Annotated in this window: 25 protein-coding genes, 1 tRNA gene and 1 pseudogene; 10 read left to right on the top strand and 17 right to left on the bottom strand. The window is 66.6% G+C overall.

The window, feature by feature from the left end; genetic code table 11:
* Positions 1-77: 77 nt before the first annotated feature.
* Positions 78-509, bottom strand: coding sequence for a division/cell wall cluster transcriptional repressor MraZ (mraZ, locus tag G9V96_RS14615; RefSeq protein WP_168583694.1), 432 nt, complete (start codon positions 507-509; stop codon positions 78-80).
* Between the two features lie 383 nt (positions 510-892).
* Between mraZ and G9V96_RS14610 the strand changes: the two genes are divergently transcribed.
* The 8 genes from G9V96_RS14610 (at position 893) to G9V96_RS14575 (ending at position 9,484) form a co-directional block, all read left to right on the top strand.
* A complete protein-coding gene (locus G9V96_RS14610; RefSeq protein ID WP_168583693.1) occupies positions 893-1,861 on the top strand; it encodes an AAA family ATPase in 969 nt (322 codons plus the stop codon).
* Positions 1,862-1,898: 37 nt separating this feature from the next.
* A complete protein-coding gene (locus G9V96_RS14605) occupies positions 1,899-3,233 on the top strand; it encodes a DUF58 domain-containing protein (protein WP_168583692.1) in 1,335 nt (444 codons plus the stop codon).
* Positions 3,230-5,443, top strand: coding sequence for a transglutaminaseTgpA domain-containing protein (locus tag G9V96_RS14600; protein WP_168583691.1), 2,214 nt, complete (start codon positions 3,230-3,232; stop codon positions 5,441-5,443). The genes G9V96_RS14605 and G9V96_RS14600 overlap by 4 nt, the downstream gene beginning before the upstream one ends.
* Positions 5,444-5,499: 56 nt before the next feature.
* Positions 5,500-6,504 carry a metal ABC transporter substrate-binding protein gene (locus G9V96_RS14595; protein WP_168583690.1) on the top strand — a complete coding sequence of 335 codons (1,005 nt, stop codon included), beginning with the start codon at positions 5,500-5,502 and terminating at the stop codon, positions 6,502-6,504.
* Positions 6,505-6,545: 41 nt separating this feature from the next.
* Positions 6,546-7,232: a metal ABC transporter ATP-binding protein gene (locus G9V96_RS14590; RefSeq protein WP_226913339.1), complete on the top strand. Its 687-nt coding sequence runs from the start codon at positions 6,546-6,548 to the stop codon at positions 7,230-7,232.
* The gene (locus G9V96_RS14585; protein ID WP_168583688.1) at positions 7,232-8,254 is read left to right on the top strand and encodes an iron chelate uptake ABC transporter family permease subunit; all 1,023 of its coding nucleotides are present in this window, start codon (positions 7,232-7,234) and stop codon (positions 8,252-8,254) included. The genes G9V96_RS14590 and G9V96_RS14585 overlap by 1 nt, the downstream gene beginning before the upstream one ends.
* 43 nt (positions 8,255-8,297) lie before the next feature.
* Entirely contained in the window at positions 8,298-8,690 is a 393-nt protein-coding gene (locus G9V96_RS14580) for a Fur family transcriptional regulator (protein WP_168583687.1), read from the top strand.
* Positions 8,691-8,779: 89 nt separating this feature from the next.
* Positions 8,780-9,484 (top strand): metal-dependent transcriptional regulator, encoded by a 705-nt coding sequence (locus tag G9V96_RS14575; RefSeq protein WP_168583686.1) that lies wholly within the window; start codon positions 8,780-8,782, stop codon positions 9,482-9,484.
* Positions 9,485-9,499: 15 nt separating this feature from the next.
* Here the strand turns inward: G9V96_RS14575 and G9V96_RS14570 are convergent, their stop codons facing one another.
* The 6 genes from G9V96_RS14570 to G9V96_RS14550 form a co-directional block, all read right to left on the bottom strand.
* Positions 9,500-10,399: a metal ABC transporter permease gene (locus G9V96_RS14570; RefSeq protein WP_168583685.1), complete on the bottom strand. Its 900-nt coding sequence runs from the start codon at positions 10,397-10,399 to the stop codon at positions 9,500-9,502.
* The gene (locus G9V96_RS14565; protein ID WP_168583684.1) at positions 10,396-11,136 is read right to left on the bottom strand and encodes a metal ABC transporter ATP-binding protein; all 741 of its coding nucleotides are present in this window, start codon (positions 11,134-11,136) and stop codon (positions 10,396-10,398) included. The genes G9V96_RS14570 and G9V96_RS14565 overlap by 4 nt, the downstream gene beginning before the upstream one ends.
* Complete coding sequence (locus G9V96_RS14560; RefSeq protein ID WP_168583683.1) at positions 11,133-12,059, bottom strand: metal ABC transporter substrate-binding protein; 927 nt, start codon at positions 12,057-12,059, stop codon at positions 11,133-11,135. Before G9V96_RS14560 ends, G9V96_RS14565 begins: the two co-directional genes overlap by 4 nt.
* Before the next feature lie 297 nt (positions 12,060-12,356).
* Positions 12,357-12,485, bottom strand: coding sequence for a hypothetical protein (locus G9V96_RS15275; RefSeq protein ID WP_264318473.1), 129 nt, complete (start codon positions 12,483-12,485; stop codon positions 12,357-12,359).
* Positions 12,486-12,785: 300 nt separating this feature from the next.
* Positions 12,786-13,373, bottom strand: a complete 588-nt coding sequence (locus G9V96_RS14555; protein ID WP_168583682.1) for a flavin reductase family protein — start codon at positions 13,371-13,373, stop codon at positions 12,786-12,788.
* A 294-nt stretch (positions 13,374-13,667) separates the two neighbouring features.
* Positions 13,668-14,498 carry a hypothetical protein gene (locus G9V96_RS14550; protein ID WP_168583681.1) on the bottom strand — a complete coding sequence of 277 codons (831 nt, stop codon included), beginning with the start codon at positions 14,496-14,498 and terminating at the stop codon, positions 13,668-13,670.
* Between the two features lie 300 nt (positions 14,499-14,798).
* Between G9V96_RS14550 and G9V96_RS15230 the strand changes: the two are divergent.
* Positions 14,799-14,948, top strand: a pseudogene (locus G9V96_RS15230) (ATP-binding protein); the annotation flags it as partial.
* A 294-nt stretch (positions 14,949-15,242) separates the two neighbouring features.
* Here G9V96_RS15230 and G9V96_RS14540 read toward each other — a convergent pair.
* The 5 genes from G9V96_RS14540 to G9V96_RS14520 form a co-directional block, all read right to left on the bottom strand.
* Positions 15,243-15,315, bottom strand: a tRNA-Ala gene (locus G9V96_RS14540).
* A gap of 75 nt (positions 15,316-15,390) precedes the next feature.
* Entirely contained in the window at positions 15,391-16,131 is a 741-nt protein-coding gene (locus G9V96_RS14535; RefSeq protein WP_168583680.1) for a histidine phosphatase family protein, read from the bottom strand.
* Positions 16,128-16,571 (bottom strand): ribosome silencing factor, encoded by a 444-nt coding sequence (gene rsfS / locus G9V96_RS14530; protein ID WP_168583679.1) that lies wholly within the window; start codon positions 16,569-16,571, stop codon positions 16,128-16,130. Before rsfS ends, G9V96_RS14535 begins: the two co-directional genes overlap by 4 nt.
* Positions 16,572-16,608: 37 nt before the next feature.
* Positions 16,609-17,277: a nicotinate-nucleotide adenylyltransferase gene (nadD, locus tag G9V96_RS14525; RefSeq protein WP_264318504.1), complete on the bottom strand. Its 669-nt coding sequence runs from the start codon at positions 17,275-17,277 to the stop codon at positions 16,609-16,611.
* Positions 17,274-17,510, bottom strand: a complete 237-nt coding sequence (locus G9V96_RS14520; protein WP_168583677.1) for a hypothetical protein — start codon at positions 17,508-17,510, stop codon at positions 17,274-17,276. The genes nadD and G9V96_RS14520 overlap by 4 nt, the downstream gene beginning before the upstream one ends.
* Positions 17,511-17,676: 166 nt before the next feature.
* On the opposite strand from G9V96_RS14520, the gene G9V96_RS14515 reads away from it, so the two are divergent.
* Positions 17,677-18,894: a glycosyltransferase gene (locus tag G9V96_RS14515; RefSeq protein WP_168583676.1), complete on the top strand. Its 1,218-nt coding sequence runs from the start codon at positions 17,677-17,679 to the stop codon at positions 18,892-18,894.
* On the opposite strand, the gene G9V96_RS14510 is transcribed toward G9V96_RS14515, so the two are convergent.
* From G9V96_RS14510 to G9V96_RS14490, 5 genes are all read right to left on the bottom strand, one after another.
* Entirely contained in the window at positions 18,850-19,542 is a 693-nt protein-coding gene (locus G9V96_RS14510; protein ID WP_168583675.1) for a class I SAM-dependent methyltransferase, read from the bottom strand. The two genes, G9V96_RS14515 and G9V96_RS14510, sit on opposite strands and share 45 nt — an antisense overlap.
* A 123-nt stretch (positions 19,543-19,665) precedes the next feature.
* Positions 19,666-20,952, bottom strand: coding sequence for a glutamate-5-semialdehyde dehydrogenase (locus G9V96_RS14505; RefSeq protein ID WP_168583674.1), 1,287 nt, complete (start codon positions 20,950-20,952; stop codon positions 19,666-19,668).
* 88 nt (positions 20,953-21,040) lie between these two features.
* The gene (locus G9V96_RS14500; protein WP_168583673.1) at positions 21,041-21,544 is read right to left on the bottom strand and encodes a GNAT family N-acetyltransferase; all 504 of its coding nucleotides are present in this window, start codon (positions 21,542-21,544) and stop codon (positions 21,041-21,043) included.
* A gap of 106 nt (positions 21,545-21,650) precedes the next feature.
* Positions 21,651-22,790, bottom strand: a complete 1,140-nt coding sequence (proB, locus tag G9V96_RS14495) for a glutamate 5-kinase (protein ID WP_168583672.1) — start codon at positions 22,788-22,790, stop codon at positions 21,651-21,653.
* Between the two features lie 57 nt (positions 22,791-22,847).
* On the bottom strand, positions 22,848-23,276 hold the full coding sequence (locus G9V96_RS14490) for a hypothetical protein (RefSeq protein WP_168583671.1): 429 nt from the start codon (positions 23,274-23,276) through the stop codon (positions 22,848-22,850).
* Positions 23,277-23,444: the final 168 nt, after the last annotated feature.

Raw genomic sequence — 23,444 nt, 5'->3', positions numbered from 1 at the left:
GCCCGGGATCGGGGAAGTACCCCGGGCGGCGAGTGGGTGGAGACCGGACACCAGGGACGGTGTGCGGGTCATGCGCGTTACAACAGGCCCGGGATCACCTCCTCCGCCTGGTCGGCGAAGGCTTGCTCGGTGCTTTCCAGGTAGGCGTTCCATGCCGAGCTGTCCCAGACTTCGACCCGGGATCCGGCACCGATGACGGTGCAGTCCCGCCCGAGCCCGGCGTACTCGCGCAGCGCGGGCGGAATGGTGACCCGGCCTTGCTTGTCCGGGATCTCATCGAAGGCCCCGGAGAGAAACACCCGTAGGTAGTCGCGCACAGCTTTGCTCGTCACCGGGGCGGCGCGCAGATCCTCAGCGACCCGAACGAACTCATCCATCGGGAAGACGTACAGGCATCGCTCTTGGCCGCGGGTGACGACCAGGCCGCCGGCGAGCTTCTCGCGAAACTTCGCGGGCAGGATCAGCCGGCCCTTCTCGTCCAAACGCGGGGTGTGGGTGCCGAGAAACATTCGGGCACCTCCCTCCCCTAGCTGCGTGGCGCCTCCCAGTTCCTCCACTTTACTCCACTAAAGCCCACCGAGATACCCGTCACGGGGCCTCCGCAGGCAAAGAAGAAGTAAAGCCGCAGGTCAAAACGTGCATCTCGGCGGGGGGAACGGTGGAGGAGTTTCCCCGGCACCACCGCGACCCGGCCGCAGCCGTCGGGCAAATCACCCAGAATGCCGCCCGGGAGAGGTCTCAGCCGGTTCATCAGTTCGGGGGGTGGAGCAAAGTGGGGCGACCCGCGCGGGCCCACCGTCCGGCGTCTGAGCAGCGCGTCGTTCACAATCGAGACCAGAGCGCGCACAGCGGGCGGGTGCAACACCCATCGGCAACGAGGAAGGACGCACTCGTGGAGGATTCAGACCTACAGCACGCCCACGACCTGGCCGCAGCCCTGACCCGCGCCACCGCCAGCGTGATCGAGGGCAAGAACGAAGTCATCGAGGTGGCGGTCACGGTCCTGCTCGCCGGAGGGCACCTACTACTGGAGGACGTCCCCGGCGTCGGCAAGACCACGCTGGCCAAAGCGCTGGCACAAGCCCTCGGCATCCCGATGCGGCGCATCCAGTTCACTCCCGACCTGCTCCCCAGCGACGTCACCGGCGTCAACGTCTTCGATCCGGCGACCGGGGCTTTCCGCTTCCGACCCGGTGCGATCTTCGCCCACATCGTCGTCTGCGACGAGATCAACCGCGCCTCCCCCAAGGCACAGTCCGCCGTGCTGGAGTCCATGGAGGAAGCCCAGGTGAGCGTTGACGGGGAGACCTACCCGTTGCCGAACCCATTCCTGGTGGTCGCCACCCAGAACCCCCTGGAGATGGAAGGCACCTACCCGCTACCCGAAGCCCAGCGCGACCGGTTCATGGCGCGCCTGGCGATCGGCTACCCCAGCGCCGAGGCCGAGGCCGCGCTCTTAGAGCAGCACAGCGGGACCTCTCCCCTGGCGCGGCTGGATCCCGTGGCCACTGTGCAGGACGTGCAGCGCGCCGCCACGACGGTGCAGGGCGTGTACGCCGCGCCCGCGCTGCGGCACTACATCGTCAACATCGTGCGCGCTACCCGCACCCATCCAGAATTGCGACTGGGCGCCTCCCCGCGCGCGGGGTTGCACCTGCTGCGGGCGGCCCGCGCTGCTGCGGTCATGAGCGGGCGAGCACACGTGCTCCCCGACGACGTCCAGCAGTTGGCCGTCGCCGTGTTGGAACACCGGGTGCTGTTGGCGGCCCAGGGGCGGCTCTCGGGGCGAAGCCCGGCCGAGGTCATCGCGCAGGTGCTGGGCTCGACCCCGGTGCCCGCACTGCGATCGACCGCGGGTTGAGCATGGCGGCGCGCCACTACCCACGCCGGGCAGAGCCGTGAGCACCACGACGCGGACTCGGCCCCACTTGAGCGGGCGCGGCCGGGGCCTGGTGGCCGCAGGCCTCACCCTCACCGGAGCAGGCCTGGTGCTGGGCTTTGCCGACCTGGCCCGCGTCGGCCTGCTGGCACTGCTACTGCCGTTGCTGTCCACTGCCCTCGTCGTGCTTTTTAGACCTCAGGTAGACGTTGAGCTTATCCAGCATCAAGCTGCCCTTGAGACTGGCGTCTCTGGTGCGGTGTCGGTGCAGGTGAGATGCCGCACTCGCGCCTGCCCTGACCTGCAACTACAGGTGCCGGCCTCGGCCGGTCTGGACGTGACCGCGCCGGGCCGTTCCCCCCACTCAGGCCCGCTGAGCCTGTGGTTGCCGAAACTGGGCAGAGGCCAGCTCACCCGCGTGGGTATGGAGATACGGGCCCAGCGCCGCGGTAGGCATCGGATCGGGCCGCTACGGCTCGTACTGGGCGATCCCTTCGCCCTGGTCACAGTGAGCTTGCTGTCAGCCAGTGACTACGAGGTCATCGCACGAGCGCCGATCCACCCGCTTGAGCACGACAGGCCGGGGGCGGTGTCCATCGAAGGCGATGGCAACCCGATCTTCGCCGTTGGCAGCCCTGGCCTGCCCGACATCGCCATCAGGAGTTATCGGATCGGCGATGATCTGCGTCGGGTGCACTGGCCGGTGACGGCTCATCGAGGCCAACTCATGGTGCGCCAAGACAGCCACCCCCGCAGCAACCACAGCGCACTCCTGGTGGGTCCTTGCCTGCAGGCGGGAGCCGACGGCCGCTGTCACAGTCTGGACTGGGCCGTCGAGGCGATGGGGTCGGTGGCAGTTCACCTTGACGCAGTCGGACATGAGCTCACCTTGGTGGCCGACGCCGGCCGGGATTCCAGCGTTGTCACGAGCCACCACCCCCTGGCGCAGATCCTGGACGAACTTGCCGTCTTGGAGCCGCAACCTTCGAAGTCCTCCCAAGCCGAGGCCTCATCAGCGACCCGAGGGCGCCGGACGAGCTCTGGAATTCCCGATCGTTTCGCTGCGCAGGCCCGGACCGCTATCGGTGGCTCGACCTGCGTGGTCCTGGCCTGTTCGAGCAACGACCAGGCTGCCGCCGGCTCGTTGCTCGCACTGTTGCCGCCAGGGCGCACCGGCCTGGTCTTCGTGCTGGACCAGGAAGCCTTCACCGGGTCAGGCCCGAGTGCGGCTGCTGAGGAAATCACCCAGCTCGCCCGATGCGCCGGCTGGTCCTCGGTGCACATCACCCCCGAGATGAGCGTCGCGCAGGCCTGGTGGCGGCTGCAAGCACGAGAACCGGCGCGGCGCCCATGACTGCGCGACGCGAGGGCCACCTCGTCGCATCCAGCCTGGTCGCGCTCGGCGTGTACTGCTCGGCCCGCCCCGTGGGGGATCTGTTCTCGGCCACCCCGTGGCGTTCACCGCTGGTCGTGGCGCTGCTGGTAGTGGTTCTCCTCGGATCGTTGACCCGCAAGCTGGGGGCGGCCCGCTTCGCGCCGCTGAGCACTGCGGTGGGCCTGGCGGCTCTGCTGCTGTGGAACCGGGACGGGATGGCGCTGAGCGCGTTGCCCAGCGTATGGAGCGGGCATGTACTCGACGCCGTCACGGTGATCCGCGAGAGTCCTGTGCCCGCGCCGGCAACACCCGGGGTCGCCTTCACGTTGACAGCAGCGTTCGCCTTCCTGGGTTGGCTGGCTGATCTGATCACCGTGACCTGGCGCCGCCCGGCCCTTGGCGGTCTGGTCATGGTCATCCCCTTTCTCATCGCCGTCGCCAACAGCAACGGTCCGCTGGCCTGGCCGTATGCGGCGTCAGTCGGTGCGTGCTGGGTCGCTGTTTTGGCCATCTCCACCCCCGGGCGACAGCTGACCTCGGCATGGTTGGCGCCCGCAGCAGTGGTCATCGGCATCGGCGCTCTGGCCGGGGCGATCATCCTGGGTGCGGCGCTGCCTCGGCTACCTGTTCGCTATGTAGCGGACGGACTGGGGCGAGGCGGCACCGGCCAGGTCGGGTTCTCGCCCAGCCCCGCGTTCCTGAGCGACCTGACCAACGACGATCGCACGCCGGTGCTGCGCTTTCGTACCGATGACCCGGACCCGCCACCGCTGCGAGTAGCGCTCTCCTCCTCCTTCCAGGATGGCGCTTGGGTGCCCCGGGCGGTGGGGGTTCCGTTTTCGGCCACTCCCGCCCTGTCTTACCCGTTCGGACTGGATCCCGAGACCGACATCACGAGACGTTCCATCACCGTCACCGAGACCAGACTGCAGGCCCCGTACATTGCCGCGCCGGCTCCGGTGATCGCCGGTAGCGTCGTCGGTTCCCGTTGGGCTGCAGACCAAAGATCTACCGACCTGAGAGTCGAGCGTCAACCGGACAGCTACACCTTCACCTACGCCGAGATCGACCCCCGAGGCCACGACAACACTGACCCGTTGACCGACGCCGAGATTCGCCCACTGGGGAATGACGCGTGGCTGGGCGCGCTGGCGCCTGGGCCGTACTCCGACGCCGATTTCGAGGCTGTCTTCCGAGCCTCAGATGAGGCGACCGCCGAGGTTGCCGGTCAGGGGCCCTATGCACGCGCCACGGCCATCCAGAATTGGCTGCGAGATCCGCAGCGTTTCCGCTACTCCCTCACCCTGCCCAACCCACCCACGGGCACGCAGAACGCCACCGAACTCTTCGAATGGTTCATGCGCGAACGCACGGGCTACTGCGTGCAGTTCACGACGGCGATGGTGCTCATGGCGCGAGCCCAGGGAATCCCGGCCCGGGTCGCCACGGGCTTCCTGCCCGGACGTCCGGTGGGCAACGAGCGCGAAGTCGTCGCCGCCGATGCCCACGCCTGGCCCGAGTTGTACTTCTCCGACCTGGGATGGATTCGCTTCGAGCCCACCCCTGCTGCCCGAACCGGAGCGGCGCCGCAACATACCGCGGCGACGCCGAACAGCCCGCGACCCTCGGTCAGCACCCCTGATGACACACCGAGCACGAGCGCGAAAGCAACCCGGCCCCCGCAAGACCGCGAGGGCGAATCGGCGCGGACGGACGCTTCCCAGCAACCGGCGCCGACCAGCACGCGCGCCCTCTGGCTGGCTACCCTGCTCGTCGGCGTCGCGCTAGTGGTGGCGCTCTCTTTGCTGCCGGCACGCGCCTGGTGGATCCGGCGGCGGCGGCTGCAGCAGGCCCGCAATGGGGGCGATGCCGCGCTCTGCGAGGCCTACTGGCAGAACCTGCTCGAGCGGATGCAGGATCTCCACCGCGCTCCCCCGGCTCACCTGTCGCCGCGGGCTGCACAATCGTGGATCCGACACATCGGCCCGCTCTCGCCAAAGGCCCACGAAGCGCTCCTAACCCTCAGCGCGGCGGTGGAAACAGGCCGATATGCGCCGGCCGCAGAGCCCCTGGACGAGGCCGAAGCAGCGGCCGGGGTCCGACTGGTCGTCTCCGAGGCCAGACAGCTCGCCTCTCGGAAAACCCGGATCATGGCGGCCTTGGCGCCCGGCGTAGCGTTACGCCGCTGAACCGCGCCAGCCCGGTCTTTTTGACAACGATTCCCATTCCATGTCAGGCTCCGGCCATGGATCGTCGCTGCCTCCCTCTTGCCCTTACCGCTGCGTTAGCTCTGTCTGCCTGCGGGAACGCCACCTCCGCCCCAGATGTGGAGGAGAAGGTGAGCGTCGTGGCGTCGTTCTACCCGCTGGAGTACGCAGTGGCGCGGGTCGGTGGCGACCGGGTTGAGGTCACGAACCTGACCCGACCAGGCGTCGAAGCCCACGACGCCGAGCTCAGCGCCAAGGACGTGACGATCGTGAGCAAGGCGGATCTGGCGGTCTACGAGAAGAACTTGCAGCCTGCGGTGGACTCGGCGATCACCAGCCAAGGCGTGCAGAACACGCTGGATGTGGCCGAAGCCGCCGACCTATCACTGACCTTCAGCCGCGGGCTCGGCGCGCACGAGCACGACACGCCCTCCGGCGCCGCCGCGACCCCCGAGGATCACGGGGATGAGGACCACGAGGACGAAGGACATCAGGGGCACAACCACGAGAGCGAAGAGGGCACGGTCGACCCGCACTTCTGGCTCGACCCGATCAGGTATGGGCAGGTAGCGCAGGCCATCGCAGCCAAGCTCAGCAAGATCGATCCCTCGCACGCGACCGCCTACGACGAGAACGCCGCCGCCTTCGTCCAAGACCTGCAGAAGCTGGACGGCGAGTTCCGCTCCGGTCTGAAAACCTGCGCGAGTAGAGATCTGGTGACCAGCCACGCCGCATTCGGCTACCTGGCCGACCGCTACGACCTGAACCAGGTCAGCATCTCCGGACTGAGCCCACAGGACGAACCCGACCCCGGCACGATGGCCGCCATCTCGGACTTCACTAAAAAGAACGGGGTCAGAACCATCTATACCGAAACCCTGGCCAACCCGGCCGTCGCAGAGACCCTCGCCGCCGAGACCGGCGCCGATCACGCAGTCCTGGACCCGATCGAGGGCCTGAACGAGGCAGCCGACGGCGGCGACTACCTTGAGCTGATGCGCTCCAATCTGCAGACATTGAAGCGGGGCCAGGGTTGTTCATGACCTCTGGGCGCGGCGCCGCTGCGAGCCAGAACGGTGCCGCCGTGATCTCCACACGGTCGGCGGCCTTCGGGTACGCCGACCGCCCCGTCGTGAAGGGGATCGATCTGCGGGTCGAAGCCGGGGAACGCGTTGCGTTGCTCGGCCCGAACGGAAGCGGAAAATCGACCCTGGTCAAGGGCCTGCTCGGGCTGAACGACCACCTCGGCGGGCAGGTGGAGTTGTTCGGCACTCCCCTGGCCCAGTTCCGAAAGCGCTATCTGCTCGGCTACGTCCCGCAGCGACACACCTTGTCGGCCTCGGTGGCAGCAACGGTCAGCGAGGTCGTGGCTACGGGCCGGTTGCCGCACCGCCGGGTGCTCGCCGCCGCCTCGGCCCAAGATCGAAAGATCATCGCTGCCAGCTTGGACCTTGTGGGTTTGACCACCCGAGCCCGCGATGAGGTGAGCACCTTGTCCGGGGGGCAGCAGCGGCGCGTCCTCATCGCGCGAGCGCTGGCTGCGCAGCCGCAGATGCTCATCATGGACGAACCGACCGCCGGCGTGGATGCAGCCAGCCAGGCCGGGCTGGCAGGGGTGTTACAACGACTCGTGCACGAAGGTGTGTCCCTGCTCATCGTCACCCACGAGCTGGCGCCGTTGCACGGCTTGTTCACCCGCGTCGTCACCATGGACAGCGGCCGGATCTGCGCTGATGAGGCTGCCGAAAGCCCCCGAAAGGACCACCCCTGATGTTCGAGCTGCTGACGTACGACTTCATGCAGCGGGCGCTGCTGGCGGCGCTGCTGGTCGGACTGTCGGCGCCGATGGTGGGGATCTTCCTCGTGCAGCGTCGGCTGTCGCTCATCGGTGACGGCATGGGTCACGTCGCCTTCGCCGGGGTCGCCGTCGGCGCCATCACCGGTCAGGAGCCGGTACTGACCGCGCTCATCGCAGCGGTGGGTTCAGCGGTGGCCATCGAGCTCATCCGAGCCAAGGGCCGCACCGGAGGCGACACTGCCCTGGCGATCATGTTCTACGGCGGAATCGCCATCGGTGTCGTGCTGATGTCGCGAGCGCCGGGCGCAGCGAACAGTCTGCCTGCGTACCTGTTCGGAGCCATCACCACCACGACGACCTCGGACGTCTGGGTCTTCGCGGTTCTGGCGATCGCTGTCGTGGCGACCACGCTGATCTTGCGACCGCGGCTCTTCGCCGTCGCGAATGATCCTGAATACGCCCAGGCGGCGGGCCTGCCGGTGCTGGCGTTGAACCTTGTGCTGGCGATCTTGACGGCAGTCACCGTTGTCGTGGCGATGCGCGTCGTCGGGCTGCTGCTCATCAGTGCATTGATGATCGTGCCCAACGCCGCAAGCCAGTTGATCGCCCGCAGCTTTGCCGCGGCACTGTGGTTGGCCGTGGTGATCGGGGTGCTCTGCAGCGTGGGCGGGGTTGTTGCCTCGTTCTACCTCGACACTCCCTCAGGCGGCACCATCGTCGTCCTGGCAGTGATCGTGTTCGCGGCGCTGGCCGTATTCGATTCGCTGCGGCGCCTCGTGCAGGGACGCAGTCACGTGTATGCGGAGTTGCACGATCACGAGCACGGCGACAATTGCGGTCACCCCGCGCTCCAGCACCAGGACCACATCGATTACCTGCACGACGGCCATCTGCATGCGCCGCACGGTGACCACTACGACGAGCATCACTCTCACCGCCATCCGGCCAGCCACCCGATACAGCAGCTTCCCCAGGAGCCCGAACGTGCGCCGTAGAGTGGTCGGACTGGCCAACGGCGACTGAGGAGCTGACCGGTTCATGGTGGAGACCGAGCGCAGGACAACTCGGCAACGTCGGGCGGTGGAGGCGATCCTGGGCGAGTGCGAGGACTTTCTCTCCGCCCAGGAGTTGCACATGCGGCTGCGTCAGCAGGGCGACACCATCGGTTTGGCAACGGTGTACCGGACGTTGGGCACGATGGCTCAGGACGAACGGGTCGACATGCTCCGTTCCGAGGACGGCGAGGCCCGTTACCGGTTATGCGAGACCGATGATCATCACCATCACCTCGTCTGCCGCGAATGCGGACATACCGTGGAGATCGAGGGCCCGGCGGTGGAATCGTGGGCGGACGAGGTGGCCACAGAGCACGGTTTCACCGATGTGACGCACACCCTGGAAGTCTTCGGCCTCTGTTCCGGATGCGCCTGACCTGCTCGATCGCCGCATCGGGAGAGGAACGGCTCACCGATCCTCGATGTTTGGTTCTGCCGTAGTTTGATGTTGCGTAGCATGCCAACATGTCCGTGACTTCGTTGTCGGCGAGCAGCCAGAACTACCTCAAGGCAATTTGGAGCTTGGGCGAGTGGTCTGATCAGCCGATCACACCCTCGCTGGTAGCCGCCCGGGTGGGGGTGCGGCTTTCGACAGCCTCAGACGCGGTGCGCAAGCTCACCGACCAGGGACTGCTGCACCACACCCCGTACGGCGCCGTAGCCCTGACCGATCAGGGGCGCGCACATGCACTGATGATGGTGCGTAGGCACCGGCTGATCGAGACCTTCCTCGTGGATGTGCTCGGGTATCGCTGGGATCAGGTGCACGAGGAAGCGGAGACCCTCGAGCACGCGGTCTCGGAGTTCCTCATCGAACGGATCGATGAGCACCTGGGGCATCCCGAGCACGACCCACACGGCGATCCGATCCCGCGCGCTGATGGCACGGTGACAGCCCTTGAGGCGATCACGCTGACCGCATTGGGCACTGGAGCGCGCGCTCGAGTGGCGCGCATCTCGGATGAGGACCCAGGCCTGCTGCAGTTCCTGGCGCAGGTAGGCATCGGGGTCGGCACCATCATCGAGACGCGCGCCGGGGCACCCTATTCAGACTCGGTCGAGGTCGTCGTCAACGGCCAACGGATGCCGCTTGGACGCTCAGCCAGCGACGCCGTGTGGGTGACGCCGGATACGCCGGAGAGCCCCGCTCCTGCCGGTGGCGACGACTGAGTTCGAGGATCGGCCTCAGACGCCGGCGGCGACGCCGACCGCTTCGGTCCCGACACCGGCGTTGCGGTGGCGGCGTGCGCTCAGTCGCTGCCCGAGGAGTCCATGACGTGGGCTGAGTAGGTACACCAGGGTGAAGACGATCCCTTGGACGACGACCACGAGGCCACCGGAGGCAGCGTCGATCCAGTAGCTGAGGTAGATGCCCAGGATCGAGGAGGCCGCCGACATCACCGGGGCGATGACGAGCATCCGCCCGAACTGATCGGTGAGCAGGTAGGCGGTTGCACCCGGGATGATGAGCATCGCCACGACGAGGATGACGCCGACGACCTGGAGGGCGACCACGGCGGTCAGTGCCAGCAGGGTCAACAGCAGCGCCCCGAGGAAACGCGGCGAAAGCCCGATGGCGTGGGCGTGCGTCGGATCGAAGGCGAAGAGCGTCAGATCCCGGCGCTTGAGCAGCAGAATCACCAGGGCGACGATCGCCAACCCCGCGATCTGGATGATGTCGGAGGTCGACACACCAAGGATATTGCCGAAGATGATGTGGTTGAGGTCGGTCTGGCTCGGCGTAACGGAGATGAGCACCAGGCCGAGTGCGAACAGCGTGGTGAACACGATCCCGATGGCCGCGTCTTCCTTGACACGGCTAGTCCCGCGAATCAGACCGATGAGGGCGACCGCGAGGAAGCCGAAGATCAGGGCACCGATCGCGAACGGGATCCCGAGGATGTAGGCGATCACGACGCCGGGCAGCACCGCGTGGGAGACGGCGTCCCCCATCAGTGACCAACCGATGAGCACGAGCCAACACGACAGCAGCGCGCAGACGACGGCCGCCAGAGTGGTCGTAGCCAGCGCTCGCACCATGAAGTCGTAGTGCAGGGGTTCGAGGATGAAATCGATCGGGCTCATGCGGCGCTACCTTCTGCGAGCACATCCAGGCCGAAGGTGAGTGCGAGGTTCTCCGGGCGCAGCGCCTCGTCGACGGGGCCGTGGAACAGGACGCGGCGCAGCAGCAGGACTGCCTCGTCGGCAAGGTTCGGCAGCGCGTGCAGATCGTGCGTCGAGACCAGAATGGCGCAGCCGTCGTCGGCGAGTTCGCGCAACAGACGGATGATCGTGGCCTCGCTGCGCTTGTCGACCCCGGCGAAGGGTTCGTCCAGGAGCATGATGTGCGCTCCTTGGGCGATTCCTCGAGCCACGAAGGCGCGCTTCTTCTGCCCGCCGGAGAGCTGACCGATCTGCCGGTCGGCGAAGTCGGTGAGCTCGACCCGTTCCAGGGCTGCATCAACAGCCGCCTGGTCGATCGCCCGGGGGCGTCGGGTCAAGCCCATGCGCCCGTAGCGACCCATCATGACGACATCGCGCACGCTGATCGGAAACGCCCAGTCGACGTCTTCGCTCTGGGGCACGTAGCCGACGATGCCGCTGGTGCGGGCAGCGCCCGGGTCGCCGCCGTTGAGCAGTACGGTGCCGTTGTCAGGACGGACCATGCCCATGATGGCTTTGAACAATGTGGACTTGCCAGAGCCGTTCATTCCGATCAAGCCGGTGACCTTGCCTGCTTCGACGTCAAGGCTGACCCCGTCGAGAGCGACGATCTCCCCGTAACGAACGACGACGTCGCGGGCGTGGATGGCTGCGTTCATGCGGACTTCCCCGTCAGAGCGTTGATGATGGTTTTGGCGTCGTAGCGAAGCAGTTCGAGGTAGGTCGGAACCGGCCCGTCTGCCTGAGACAGTGAATCGACGTACAAAGTGCCGCCGAACTTCGCACCGGTGGCCGCGACAACCCGCTTCATGGGTTTGTCGGAGACGGTGGATTCGCAGAACACCGCCGGCACCTTGTTGGTCTTGACGAACTCGATGGCTGAGGTGATCTGGCGCGGGGTGGCCTGCTGCTCGGCGTTGACCGGCCAGATGTACTGCTCGGTGAGCCCGGCATCGCGAGCCAGGTAGGAGAAGGCTCCCTCGCAGGAGACCAACGCCCGTTGACTCTCGGGCAGCGCTTTGAGCTCAGTGGTCAGCTCGGTTTGGATCTTGTCCAATTCGCCTTTGTAGGCAGCGGCGTTGGCTGCGTAGTCCTTGGCGTGGTCGGGGTCGAGATCGCTGAACGCCTTGGCCATGTTGTCGACGTAGATAGCGGCGTTGACCGGGCTCATCCAGGCGTGTGGGTTCGGCGTGCCCGCATACGCGTCTTCGGTGATGTTCACGACCTTGACGCCGTCGGAGACGACGACGTGCGGCACCTTCACGGACTCCACGAACTGGTGGAACCACAGTTCGAGGTTGAGGCCGTTGTCGAGGATGAGGTCGGCCTCCGATGCCTTGGCGATATCCCCCGGTGTGGGTTCATAGCCGTGGATCTCGGCGCCGACCTTCGTGATGGACTCCACCCGTAGGTGATCTCCCGCCACGTTCTCGGCCATATCGGCCAGCACGGTGAAGGTGGTCAGCACGACGGGCTTGTCGTCCGGATCTGCCGCGGGTTTACCCCCCGAACACCCGGCCAGCACCATCACGGCAGCAACGACCGCCCCTAGTACTGCAAGCAGTCGTCCACGAACCGGCATGCTGACCTCCCTGTCGTAACGAATTTGAATGTTCGGTACACCGAACTATAGAGATCCTAACCGCGACGCGCGGCTGTTCGTCACCGCTGCGCAACGTGAGACCAGTGGCGTGACGTATGACACATGTCAATAATCCTCGGCTCACACCCGCATGAGCACGACCCGCAAGTTGGGCAGTCACTGGCTAGAGGCAGCGACCCCCGGGTCGTCTGTACCGTCTTGGCCGGGCTGGGTTTTCTTAGGCCGACCCCGCAGACTCTCGTCACCCGGCCGGACCCCCACGGGGGCAGCCGCGGACTACCGGCGCGCTGATTCCAACTGCTCGCAGTACCGCTGGGCGGACATGCCGTGCGCGGCCGCGAAGGCCTGGCGCAAGGGTGAGGAATGGGCGTAGCCCAGGTTCGACGCGACGCTGCTGATCGACATGCCACGCTCCGGTTGCCGGCGAGCCAAGGTCATCCGGCGGCGGCCAGCTCAGCGACTTCGACGACCTGTCGCTGGGGGTCTGAGCGACAGTCGCGATCCTCTCGGCGACCGACGAATGCCGCGAACACGGCCCTTCACTGCGCGGGAGGCCGGCTACCCGAACGCCACCCTGGCCTTGACCGGTGGGTGCCACCTGGACCGTGATCGCCTCGGCCTGCCTGGCCTTGGCGGTTATCCCCGCATCTGCCTCGTGATCGGCGCCGACATGAGCGGCCTCGGCCCGCTGCCTCGACTACCCGCTCAGTCGGGGCGTCGCAGCGAGAGCGTCTCTCCGTACGTCACGTAGCGGGACCCGCTCAGGCGCGCGACGGGATCCAGGAGCCACTCGGCGGGCCGGTCACCGTCGAGGACGGCCTCATCGACTGCCGCGAGGAGAACCCGGCCGAGGACGACGAAGGAGTTCCCCACCGGCACGACGTCATGCAGCACGCACTCCAGCGCAGCGGGAGAGGCCGCGACTCGCGGCGGACGTACCTGCTGCGCCGGCTCGCGCTCCACACCGGCCAGGTCGAACTCGTCAACCGCCGCGTCGACGGACGCGGCCGTGGCGTTCATCTGCTCCATCAGTTCGCGGCTGACGATGTTGATGACGAACTCCCCCGTCGCCTCGATGTTGCGCAGGGTGTTTTTTCGACCGACGGAGGTGAACTGCACGATCGGCGGGTCAGCCGAGGCGACCGTGAAGAATGAGTGCGGCGCCAGATTGCCTATCCCGGCGGCATCTACGGTGCTCACCCAGGCGATCGGCCGCGGCACGACGAGCCCGGTAAGGAGTCGATACGGCTGCGGTGCGGGCCAGGTCGTGAGATCAAAGAGACGTCGTTCCACACGCCGACCCTAATGGCCTTGGCTGCGTCGATCGGCGTCCTCATTCGTCGGGCACGGCCAGATGACCGATCACGAGCGCTCCTAGCTGCGGGAGACGGGTAGCAGCGCAACGAGCTCCCAGCACGGTCGTGGCCCGGGGCAATGTCCCTGCGAACACCGGGCACTACCGGGTCTGCCGGTCCACAACGACCTGGTCCAGCGGAAGTTCACCGCCGATGGCCCGAACCGCTTGTGCTCACGGACATTACCGAGCATCTGACCGGAAACGGCAGGTTGTACACCTACCGAGTCGGGTCAGGAAGCGGTGATCGTCTTCAGACGGCTGGTGATCCCTCTGGACAGCTCGGCGCGTCCTTCACGGTTGTTCAGGTATTTGAGTGCCCGAATCCCTTGAAGGTCGAAGGGAATGTCATTCATGGACTGGGCGACCAGAATGGTGTCGCGTCCAAGCGTGTGCGCGATACCGGTTTCGTAGAAGACGTTGGAATTCTTTTCACTGAGATCGGCGATGACGACGCGGGCGCGCCAGATGAGGCTGAGCACGTCGTCGAGGATGTGGTCTCGTTCCCAGATGTCGTCGGCACGCAGACAACGCATCCCTGCCCCTTCGATGCCTGCTTTCAGGGACTCATACACCGCCGCAAAGGCTGGGCTGAACGGCATCATCACTGCCACAAGGTCGGGGTCGAACGGTTCTGAGGTTGGGAACTGGAACACCTTGGGCTTGACCCTGGAAGAGAGCTCTTGGTCGAGGACGCGGTACAAGTCAACGCCCTTGACAGCCCAGTGCGTCCGATGGAATTCCCAATCAGTGATGTCCAGAGCGCCCGCTGCCGCCTCGATTCTGGGCGAGGGAATCGGTGCAATCGCGGGGTTGGGGACAAAGGTAAACGTGTAGCCATACCTGGAGTTGTTCACATTTGTGACATGGCCAACGCGAGCAATCTGCGGCTCATCACCGAACCCAGTCTCCGGCATGAGCAGCGTCGGTAGGTTCGAGAGACGCTCGATCCTGACCTGGCCTGCCTCCGGAGCGAGGTACTGCCGGACATCATCTGGCGTGTGTTCAAACAGGCGATCAGCTTCAACCTCGCCTCGTGTCAGGCCGATCAGCAGGTTGTACATCCCAGCGTCCCCTCTAGCGCACTGACCTCGAACTCGTGTCGAAGTCTCGGGCATCCGTGGCGGCCACGAAGGCTCAATTCAAGTATCGCGCACCCTCCCGACTGCCATGGGGCCAACGGTCTATGACGCGCACCTCGTAAGCGTACCGCCGCTACGTAGAGAGGACTGTTGGGATGGCGACGTTTGTTGATCCGGCTGCTGAGGCCTATGAGGGTTGCGGGGGTTGGCTCATACCACTCGGGCCTTCGAGACCCGACTGACACGACCGGGTGTTGGGTGAGGTGTCGGGGTCGGTGAATCCCCCTGAACGAGGGCTTCCGGCCCGGTGGGCTTACGGACTCAGAGCGGGCGAGCACCGTCGCCTCGCGGCGGCGTGACCCGATAGGTGCGTTGCCGGAGACGGTGTTGGCGCGGGGGTTGACGCCGTTGGAGCGCACCGCGCGCGACCTCGTCAAGAGCGAACAAAGTGCGAACCAGCCGAACGGCGCGTCCTCAACCGGACCCTGCTCACTCGCGTCACCATCGACGACGAAGTAATGATGTGCGTGAAAACGCTGCATGTGGGCTCGCCGGGCGTGTAGATGGCGTCTAAGACCGCATCCGCGCCGGCCTTGACCAGCTCACCGAACCTCTGGTCCACCTCAACGAGCTCTACAACAAGCATCGTCGCTCCGACCGATGTCACCGCAGAACGAGAAACTGCCCCGCCATCAGGCGGGGCAGTTCTGAATTTCTTATCTTGGGTGGAGCTGAGGGGACTCGAACCCCTGACCCCCTCCATGCCATGGAGGTGCGCTACCAGCTGCGCCACAGCCCCGAACACGTCAACGACACGAGGTCGAATCGGTGAAAGGTCTTGCCCTGTCTCCCACGTTGTGAGGACCGGATGAGTCTAACCAGCGGTGGCCCTGGTGCCAAATCGGGGGACGTGGGCTGGGGCTGCGAGCGTCGCTGGATCGATGACCGCGCCCGCGTTCCAGCGTGCCAAACGCCAATGCGAGCCCGCCTCCAGGAGTTCAGCCCAGTGGCAATTCCCGAGCGTCGACAGCCCCAGCCACGAGGACTCCCGAGACATCCCGAGCAGGTCGCCCACGAGCGCACGCGCGACAACACCGTGGGTGACGATCAGCGCGGTCGCGCCCGGCGACAACTCAGACAACACGTCCTGGACGGCCTGAGCGACCCGATCGGCCAACTCTGCGTACGTCTCGCCGTCCACGCCGCGGCGAAAGTCCGTGCCGCTGGCCAGCAACGCCTGCGCGTCGGGGTAACGCTGCATCATCTGCGCGGTCTCCAGACCCTGCCACTGGCCGCAGTGAATCTCGCGCAGCCGTGAATCTCGGCGCACCTGCACCCGCGTAGCCCGCGCCTGTCCCGCTACGGCGTCCGAGCTGTGATCCTCGGCTGCTCCCGGCAGCGCGGCCACGACCGTGTCCGCCGTTACCGCAGCCCGGCGCAGATCACTACTGACGACGAGTTCCGGGGCGTACCCGGCGACCACCGGCGCGGCCTGCTGTGCCTGCTGCAGGCCCGCATCCGACAGATCGCTGTCCAGGTGACCCTGCCAGATGCCGCGCAGGTTGTGCTCGGTCACCCCGTGCCGGAGCACGACCAGGCGCCGCCCGGCGCTCATGAGGACGCGCCGTTCTCCTCAGGGGTGTCGGTACCGCCCTGCGCAGAGTCGCTCTCGTGGGCAGCGTTCTCGCCCGGAGCCTGGTCCAACTCCAACGGGACGGCCGGGCAGTCCTTCCACAACCGTTCCAGCTGGTAAAAAACGCGGTCCTCGTCCTGCATGACGTGTACGACGATGTCGCCGAAGTCCAGGAGCACCCAGTGCCCGCCGCGTTCGCCTTCACGCCGTAGCGGCTTCATGCCCGCCTTGCGCATCTGTTCTTCGACGTTGTCGACAATGGCGACAACCTGCCGGTCGCTGGGCGCCGAAGCGATAACGAAAATGTCGGTGAGCGCCAGATGAGTGCTCACGTCTACCGCGACGATGTCGGTGGCGAGCTTGTCGTGCGCGGCGGTGGCCGCGATCTGAGCTGACTTCAAGGCCTCGGGGGTGGCGGGCACGTTCCTCCTGATGTCGTTCGCCTGAGTTCAGGCGCTGTTATTGCTGGGCTAGGACGGCTGCAGCCGGGGGCCGCTTAGGCGGGACCGACCGCAGCGTCGGCTGCTGGCCGTTCACAGCCGACGGGGGCAGGTACAGGCTGTACTTGTTGATGTACTGCACCACACCGTCGGGAACGAGGTACCAGACAGGCTCCCCCTCCTCGACGCGCTGACGGCAATCGGTGGAGCTGATCGCCATCGCCGGCACCTCGGTGAGGATGACCTCGCGCTCAGGTAGTCCTTTGTCGCTCAGCTGGTGCCCGGGGCGGGTGACACCGACGAAATGCGCCAACTGGAACAGTTCGTCGGCGTCCTTCCACGACAAGATCTGCGCCAGGGCGTCCGCACCGGTGATGAAGAACAACTCTGCTTCCGGGCTCTCGGTGTGCAGATCGCGCAAAGTGTCGATCGTGTATGTCGGCCCCGGACGGTCGATATCCACTCGACTCACCGAGAACCGCGGGTTCGAGGCGGTTGCGATAACGGTCATCAAGTAGCGATGTTCGGCCGGCGAGACGTCACGGTCGTTCTTCTGCCAGGGCTGCCCGGTGGGCACGAAGATCACCTCGTCCAGACCGAGGAGGTGCTGAACCTCACTGGCGGCAACAAGGTGACCGTGATGGATGGGGTCGAACGTTCCACCCATCACGCCCAGACGCTGGCTCAGTGCCCGCTCCCGGGTGCTCCCCCGGTGGCGCCCCCGTGGGTGCGCGCGTAGTCCTCACCCACGTGATGGCCCTCGATCATGGTCTGGGCCGAGTGCCGGAACAGCCACGCGAGCAGCAGCAGCAGCATGAAGACAGCGAAGGCGGTGATGCCGAAAACGATCGGGGGCAAGCCTCCGACGGCGCCCGCCTCAGCGGCGGCGGCGAGGGTGAAAGCTAGTGAGAGCGAGGACATAGGTCTCAGCCTAGCGGGCGGTGGCGCCAAGCAGGGCACCCGGCGCGAGACACACCCAGCCCGGGCAGGCCGGCGGTGCAACCTCTTCACCGCCGCAGCGGACCATTGGCCCTGATTCCCCCGTCACGCGGGCGAACGTCCAGTTACGCGCCGTACCCTGGACGGCATGCATCCGGAGCTCTCGGTCGTTATCCCTGTCTACAACGAGGAAGAGGTGTTGCCGCTGCTCGTTCAACGGTTGCGACCTGTTCTGGACGGGATCGACAGCTCCTACGAGGTCGTCGCCGTCGACGATGGCAGTACCGACGATTCCGCGGTCCTGCTCCAGCGGCTCCGCCGCGAGTGGCCGCAACTGCGTGTCATCCGGCTTCGCGCCAACGCAGGCCACCAGGCCGCCATCTCGGCCGGTTTGGCCCGGGCCCGCGGCAACTACATGGTGACCATCGACGCCGATCTGCAAGACCCACCCGAGGTCATCGCCGAGATGCTGAGGCTGGCCCACACCGAAGACGTTGACGTCGTCTACGGGGTGCGTGAAGACCGCTCCACCGACACCGCCTTCAAGCGCGGCACCGCACGCGCCTTCTACGCGATGATGCAGCTCGTCTCCGGCACCAAAGCCCCACCCGATGCCGGTGACTTCCGGCTGATGTCTCGGGCCACCGTCGACGCGGTCAACGCCTTGCCCGAACACCACCGGGTCCTGCGCCTGGTCGTGCCCGCTCTGGGCTTCCCCTCGGCCCAAGCGGCCTACCGACGCGAAGAACGAGCAGCCGGGCAAAGCAAGTACCCGCTGGCGAAAATGATCAAGCTGTCCATCGACAGTCTGACGAGTCACTCGATGGCCCCGTTGCGGCTGGCTACCTGGTGCGGGCTGCTCGGCGGAGTGTTCTCGCTGCTCATCCTCGTGTACGCGTTCGCCTCGGTCTGGATGGGACGCGCGGTGTCGGGGTGGGCATCTACAGTCGTCACCGTCTCGGCAGTGGGCGCTATTCAGCTGCTCTGCCTGGGGCTGCTGGGTGAATACGTCGGGCGGATGTACACGATGATGCAAGGCATCCCGACCTATTTCGTCGCCTACGACTCGGCCGAGAACGCGCGCGCAGCGCGCCTGGATGAAGCCGATCGCCAGGGGCACGGAAGTACCGCACCCACCGGTCGTCCCGCCTCGGCCGTGGAGATCATCGAGCCCTACCCCCACGACGACCCGGATCCGGTCGCGACGCAGGCGGCGCCCGAACGCGACTCCCGGTCCTACAGCGCTGCCAGCGCTGCCGCCTCGCAGCGACCTCGCGCTCTCAGCGCCGAGGACCGGGTGGCCGCTCGCGCAGCCCGGTCCTCAGACTCGACGCAGGTCGGCGATGAGGGTCACACCGGGCAGTGAGCCCACCGGAAGGTAGCGCTCGGCAGTGATGATCGTGCGCAATCCGAAGTTCACGATCGGGTTCAGATCTTCCAGGTCGCTACCGGTGCTCTTCTTGCGCCGCAGCGCCACCACCGGGCGCAGCAGCACGTTCCAGGACGTCATCGACCGCAGCTCGAAACCGGGGCGCTCCAGCAGCGCAGTCAACGTCTCCCGGGTGTAGCGGCGCAGGTGGTCGACGGCGACGTCGTGCTCACTCCACAGCTTCGGGTCGCACGGCACCGCGACGAGGAAACGTCCGTGCGGACGCAGCACTCGCATGACCTCCTGCACGCAGCCCTCGTCATCGGCGAGGTGCTCCAGGACGTCGAAGGCGACGACGAGGTCGAGGCTCTGGTCAGCGAACGGCAGCCGCGTCGCGTCGGCCCGAATCACCGACAGCCCACGCTCGGCGGCGACCTGCGCCCCCGGCTGGCCGTACTCCAGTGGAATGGCGTTCCAGCCCAGGTCCCGCAGCACGCGGGTGTTCCCGCCGCCGGCGGCACCGATGTCGAGGGCAAGGCCGGGCGTCATGTCTTTGACGGCCTGCGCGAGCAGGTGCCGGCGCTCTCGATACCACCAGTGCTCGTCCTCGAGTGCGGCGAGCTTGCGGACCTCAGAGCCTTCCATAGGAACCTTCCGTCACCCGGCAGTGCCGGGAAGTGCTGATGTGTCGTCGCCCGACTCTAACGCCCCGTCCAGCGCGCTTGGTCTTCGGCCGGATCCCCCGGCGAGCGCGCGGGCAGGTTCGGCTCAGGTGCGGATCTGTCCGTCACCTTCGACGATCCAGGTCGTCGTCGTCAGTTCCGGCAGCGCCATCGGACCGCGGGCATGCAACTTCTGAGTGCTGATGCCGATCTCGGCCCCGAATCCGAACTCCCCGCCGTCGGTGAACCTGGTGGAGGCGTTGACGACCACGACCGCCGCGTCGACCTCACTGGTCCAGCGCCGTGCCGCCGCCCGGTCTTCGGTGACGATCGCCTCGGTGTGGCCGGTGCTGTACCGGCGCACATGCTCGATGGCAGCGTCGATCGAATCCACGACGGCCACCGCCATTTCCAGACCGTGGAACTCAGTTGCGTAGTGCTCGTCAGTTGCTGGCCTGACCACGAGCGAACCTGCGGCCGCCCGGGTCGCGGCATCCCCGTGCAACACCACGTCCGCGTCGGATAGAGCCTGCAACAGCTCAGGCAAAAGATCGTCGGCTCGCGCCGCGTGCACGAGCAGGGTCTCTGCGGCGTTGCACACGCTGGGGCGTTGGGTCTTACTGTTCAGCACGATCTCCAGCGCCCGCACCGGGTCGGCGGCCGCGTCGATGTAGACGTGCACGTTCCCGCTGCCGGTCTCGATGACCGGAACCAGCGAATCGCGCACCACCGCGGCGATCAGGTCGGCGCCACCGCGCGGGATGATGACGTCGACCAGGCCGCGGGCCCGCATCAACGCCCGGGCGGCCAACCGCCCACCCTCATCCAGGGAAGCCACGGCGTCGGCCAAACCGGCTTCGGCCAGCACCCGGCGCACCACCTCGACCAGGGCCCTATTGCTGTTCGCGGCAGCCGAGCCGCCGCGCAGCAGGACGGCGTTGCCGCTCTTGAAAGCCAACGCAGCGGCATCGATGGTGACGTTGGGCCGAGCCTCGTAAATCATGCCGACCACGCCCATCGGCACGCGCACCTGCCGGATCTGCAGACCGTTGGCCAAAGTGGATCCGCGAACCACTTCACCGACCGGGTCAGGGAGGGCCGCGACGTCCCGTACCGCCTGTGCGATCCCCGCCAACCGGTCTTGGTCCAGCGCAAGCCGGTCCAGCAGGGAATCAGGCACGGCCGCCTCCTGCCCGGCGACCAGGTCCAGCTCGTTCGCCGCGAGGATCGCCGAGGCATCGGCCTCCAGCGCGTCCGCGAGCTTGAGTAGCAGCGCATCTTTGTCGGCGCGGGAGAGCAGCGCCAATTTTCGGGCGGCTCCGCGGGCTGCCCGCGCCAACTGTGCGACCTGTTCGGTTGCCGCATTCTCGGCCGGGGAGGGTGCATCGGTCATGGATTCACCCTACGGGCCCGCCTGCCTGTTCGGCCCAGACTGTCCTGTCGGTGGCGCCCGCTTTGAGACGGGCTCAGCGTTCCGGCGCTCAGTCCAATTCAATACGCCGGATGAGGCGCACCATGTAGGGGCGGAAGCCGTTGCGTTCGCACAGCGCGACGGCCTGCTCGTTGCTGGCCAGGGTTTCGATGCAGCAGAAAGCGATTTCGCGTCGTTCCAGTTCTCTGCGGCAGGCCGTGATGAGGCTGGTGCCGATGCCCTTGCCGTGGTGTTCGGGATAGACCGCGAGCGATTCCATCTCGCCGACGCGTTCCCCCAGGTCAATGGCTGCACCGGAATCGACGAAACGCAGGGCTGCGTAACCGATGGCCCGCGCGGCCTCGCCTTCGCCTTCCCAGGCGATGAAGATAACGCCGCTGGCTTCGTTGATCCAGGTCAAGTAGTCCTGGTGTCGACGCTGCCAGGCATCGTTCGCGTCACGAACCGGCCAATCATCGGCCGCGACGTCGGCGTAACGCTGAACTAAAAGCTGCCACAGCGGTTTGACCCGCTTGACGTCGCGCACGTGGGCGCGCTCGATACGAACCGTCATGTCACTGACGGTAGACGGTGCTGGGCCGCAGATGCACACCGGCTGGAGCCACGCTCGCTCCGGCACGCCAGACCCTCTCGGCCGGAGCCCGGGCGCACCCGTGAGTTCACAAGAGCACGAGGTGATCCCGATGCACGATCTCGCGCGAATAGTCAGGTCCGAAGACATCGGCCAGCCAGTGCGTGGATCGTCCGAGCAGACGCGGCAACTCATCGCTGCCGTACGAGACCAATCCGCGTGCGATGGGCTTTCCGCTGCGTTCGACGATCTCGATCGGCGCGCCCTCGCCGAACGAACCTTCAACGGCAACCACGCCCGTGGGCAGCAGTGAGGCTCTCCCGCTGGCAATCGCCTGCGCCGCACCCTCGTCCACGACCAGTCTCCCGGCGGGATCACTGGCGTGCGCCAACCACAACATGCGAGAGGTGGGCCGATCGGCCGTGGGAAGGAACAACGTGCCGACATCTGCCCCTGCCAAGGCCTTCGTGGCGTCTTCGGCCCCGGCCAGCAGGGTGCACACCCCCGCCCCGGTCGCCACTCGGGCCGCTTCCACTTTGGTCACCATTCCGCCAGTACCTACCCGTGAACCGGAGCCGCTGATCCGTACCGAGGCCAGTTCGCTCTGGGCGCTCACGCAAGCGATACGTTGTGCTCCGGGCTCCTGGGGTGGGCCGTCGTAGAGCGCATCGACGTCGGTGAGCAGTACCAGGGCATCGGCGTGGGTGAGGTGGGCCAGCAAGGCGGCGAGCCGGTCGTTGTCGCCGAAGCGCACCTCATCGGTGGCTACGGCATCGTTTTCGTTGACGACGGGCACTACCCCCAGACGTAGCAGGGTGCCTACCGCCCGCCGGGCATTCGCGTAGTGCTGGCGGCGAATCAGGTCATCAGCGGTGAGCAGAACCTGGCCCACCGTCAATCCGTGCGCCCCGAACGCCGCCGTATAGGCAGCCATCAGAGCGCCCTGCCCTACCCCGGCCGCAGCTTGTTGGGTGGCCAGATCCTTGGGCCGCCTCGTCAAGCCCAACGGCAGGATGCCGGCAGCGATCGCGCCAGAGGAGACCAGGACGACCCGGGTACCGGCTAACCGCCGAGCCGCGAGGGTGTCGGCGAGCCGCCCCAACCGCTGCACGTCCAGGACTCCTTGGGGGGTGGTCAGCGAGCTTGAACCCACCTTGACGACGAGTGTTTCTGCGTCCCGGACGATGTCACGCCCCTGCGTCGGCGTCCACGGAGTGTGCTGGGTCACGGCCCGAGCGTAGCGCTGTCCGCCCAGTAGCCAGATCGACGTCTCAGCGCTCGAATCTCACAAGACGATGTCGACACGCCCGGTCTGCTGGGTCTGCAGGTAGCTGAGCGCCCGTTGCAGCAACGCTCCGGAGAAGGGGTTCTTCGCCCCGTTCTGCTCCAGGGTGGAGCCGGTGCCGAGCAGATAGGAGGCGGTGACTTCCCGGCCGCTGCGCAAACGGCCCGACTGGCGGTCGAGCAGGATCTGCGCGGCGAACGGGCTCAACTGGGGCACGGGCAAGGTGAGCACGTCTTCGCCGGTAACGGCATACAACAAGTTGCGATCCGCCGAGCTGAACCCGGCCGAGGCGCGCGAACGACGCCCGAAACGCTCCCAGATATGAGGATCCTGCGGCCGGGCGGTGGTGGTGGCGGTGGTGCTGGCTGCCAGTGAGGCAACGACAGGCACGGCTGGCTGCGGCGGCAGCCGTACATCGATAACCCACATCGCAAACCTCCTCATCGGGGCGCACTCAAGCGAATGGCCGGTACACCGGAGGGGGTATGCCTAAGGCTAAGCCAGCACCGTTGAACTGGCTACGTCCAGCGTATGGATCGGCCAGCGAGCCCCTTCAGCGCAAGCCGCGCAGCTCGAGGCCCCGGGGGCCTGCACAAC

Origin of the sequence: Gephyromycinifex aptenodytis, assembly GCF_012277275.1 — a bacterium.
GTDB classification, from domain to species: domain Bacteria; phylum Actinomycetota; class Actinomycetes; order Actinomycetales; family Dermatophilaceae; genus Gephyromycinifex; species Gephyromycinifex aptenodytis.
The sequence above is the reverse complement of the archived record's forward strand: the minus strand, read 5'-3'. Positions and strand labels throughout refer to the sequence as shown.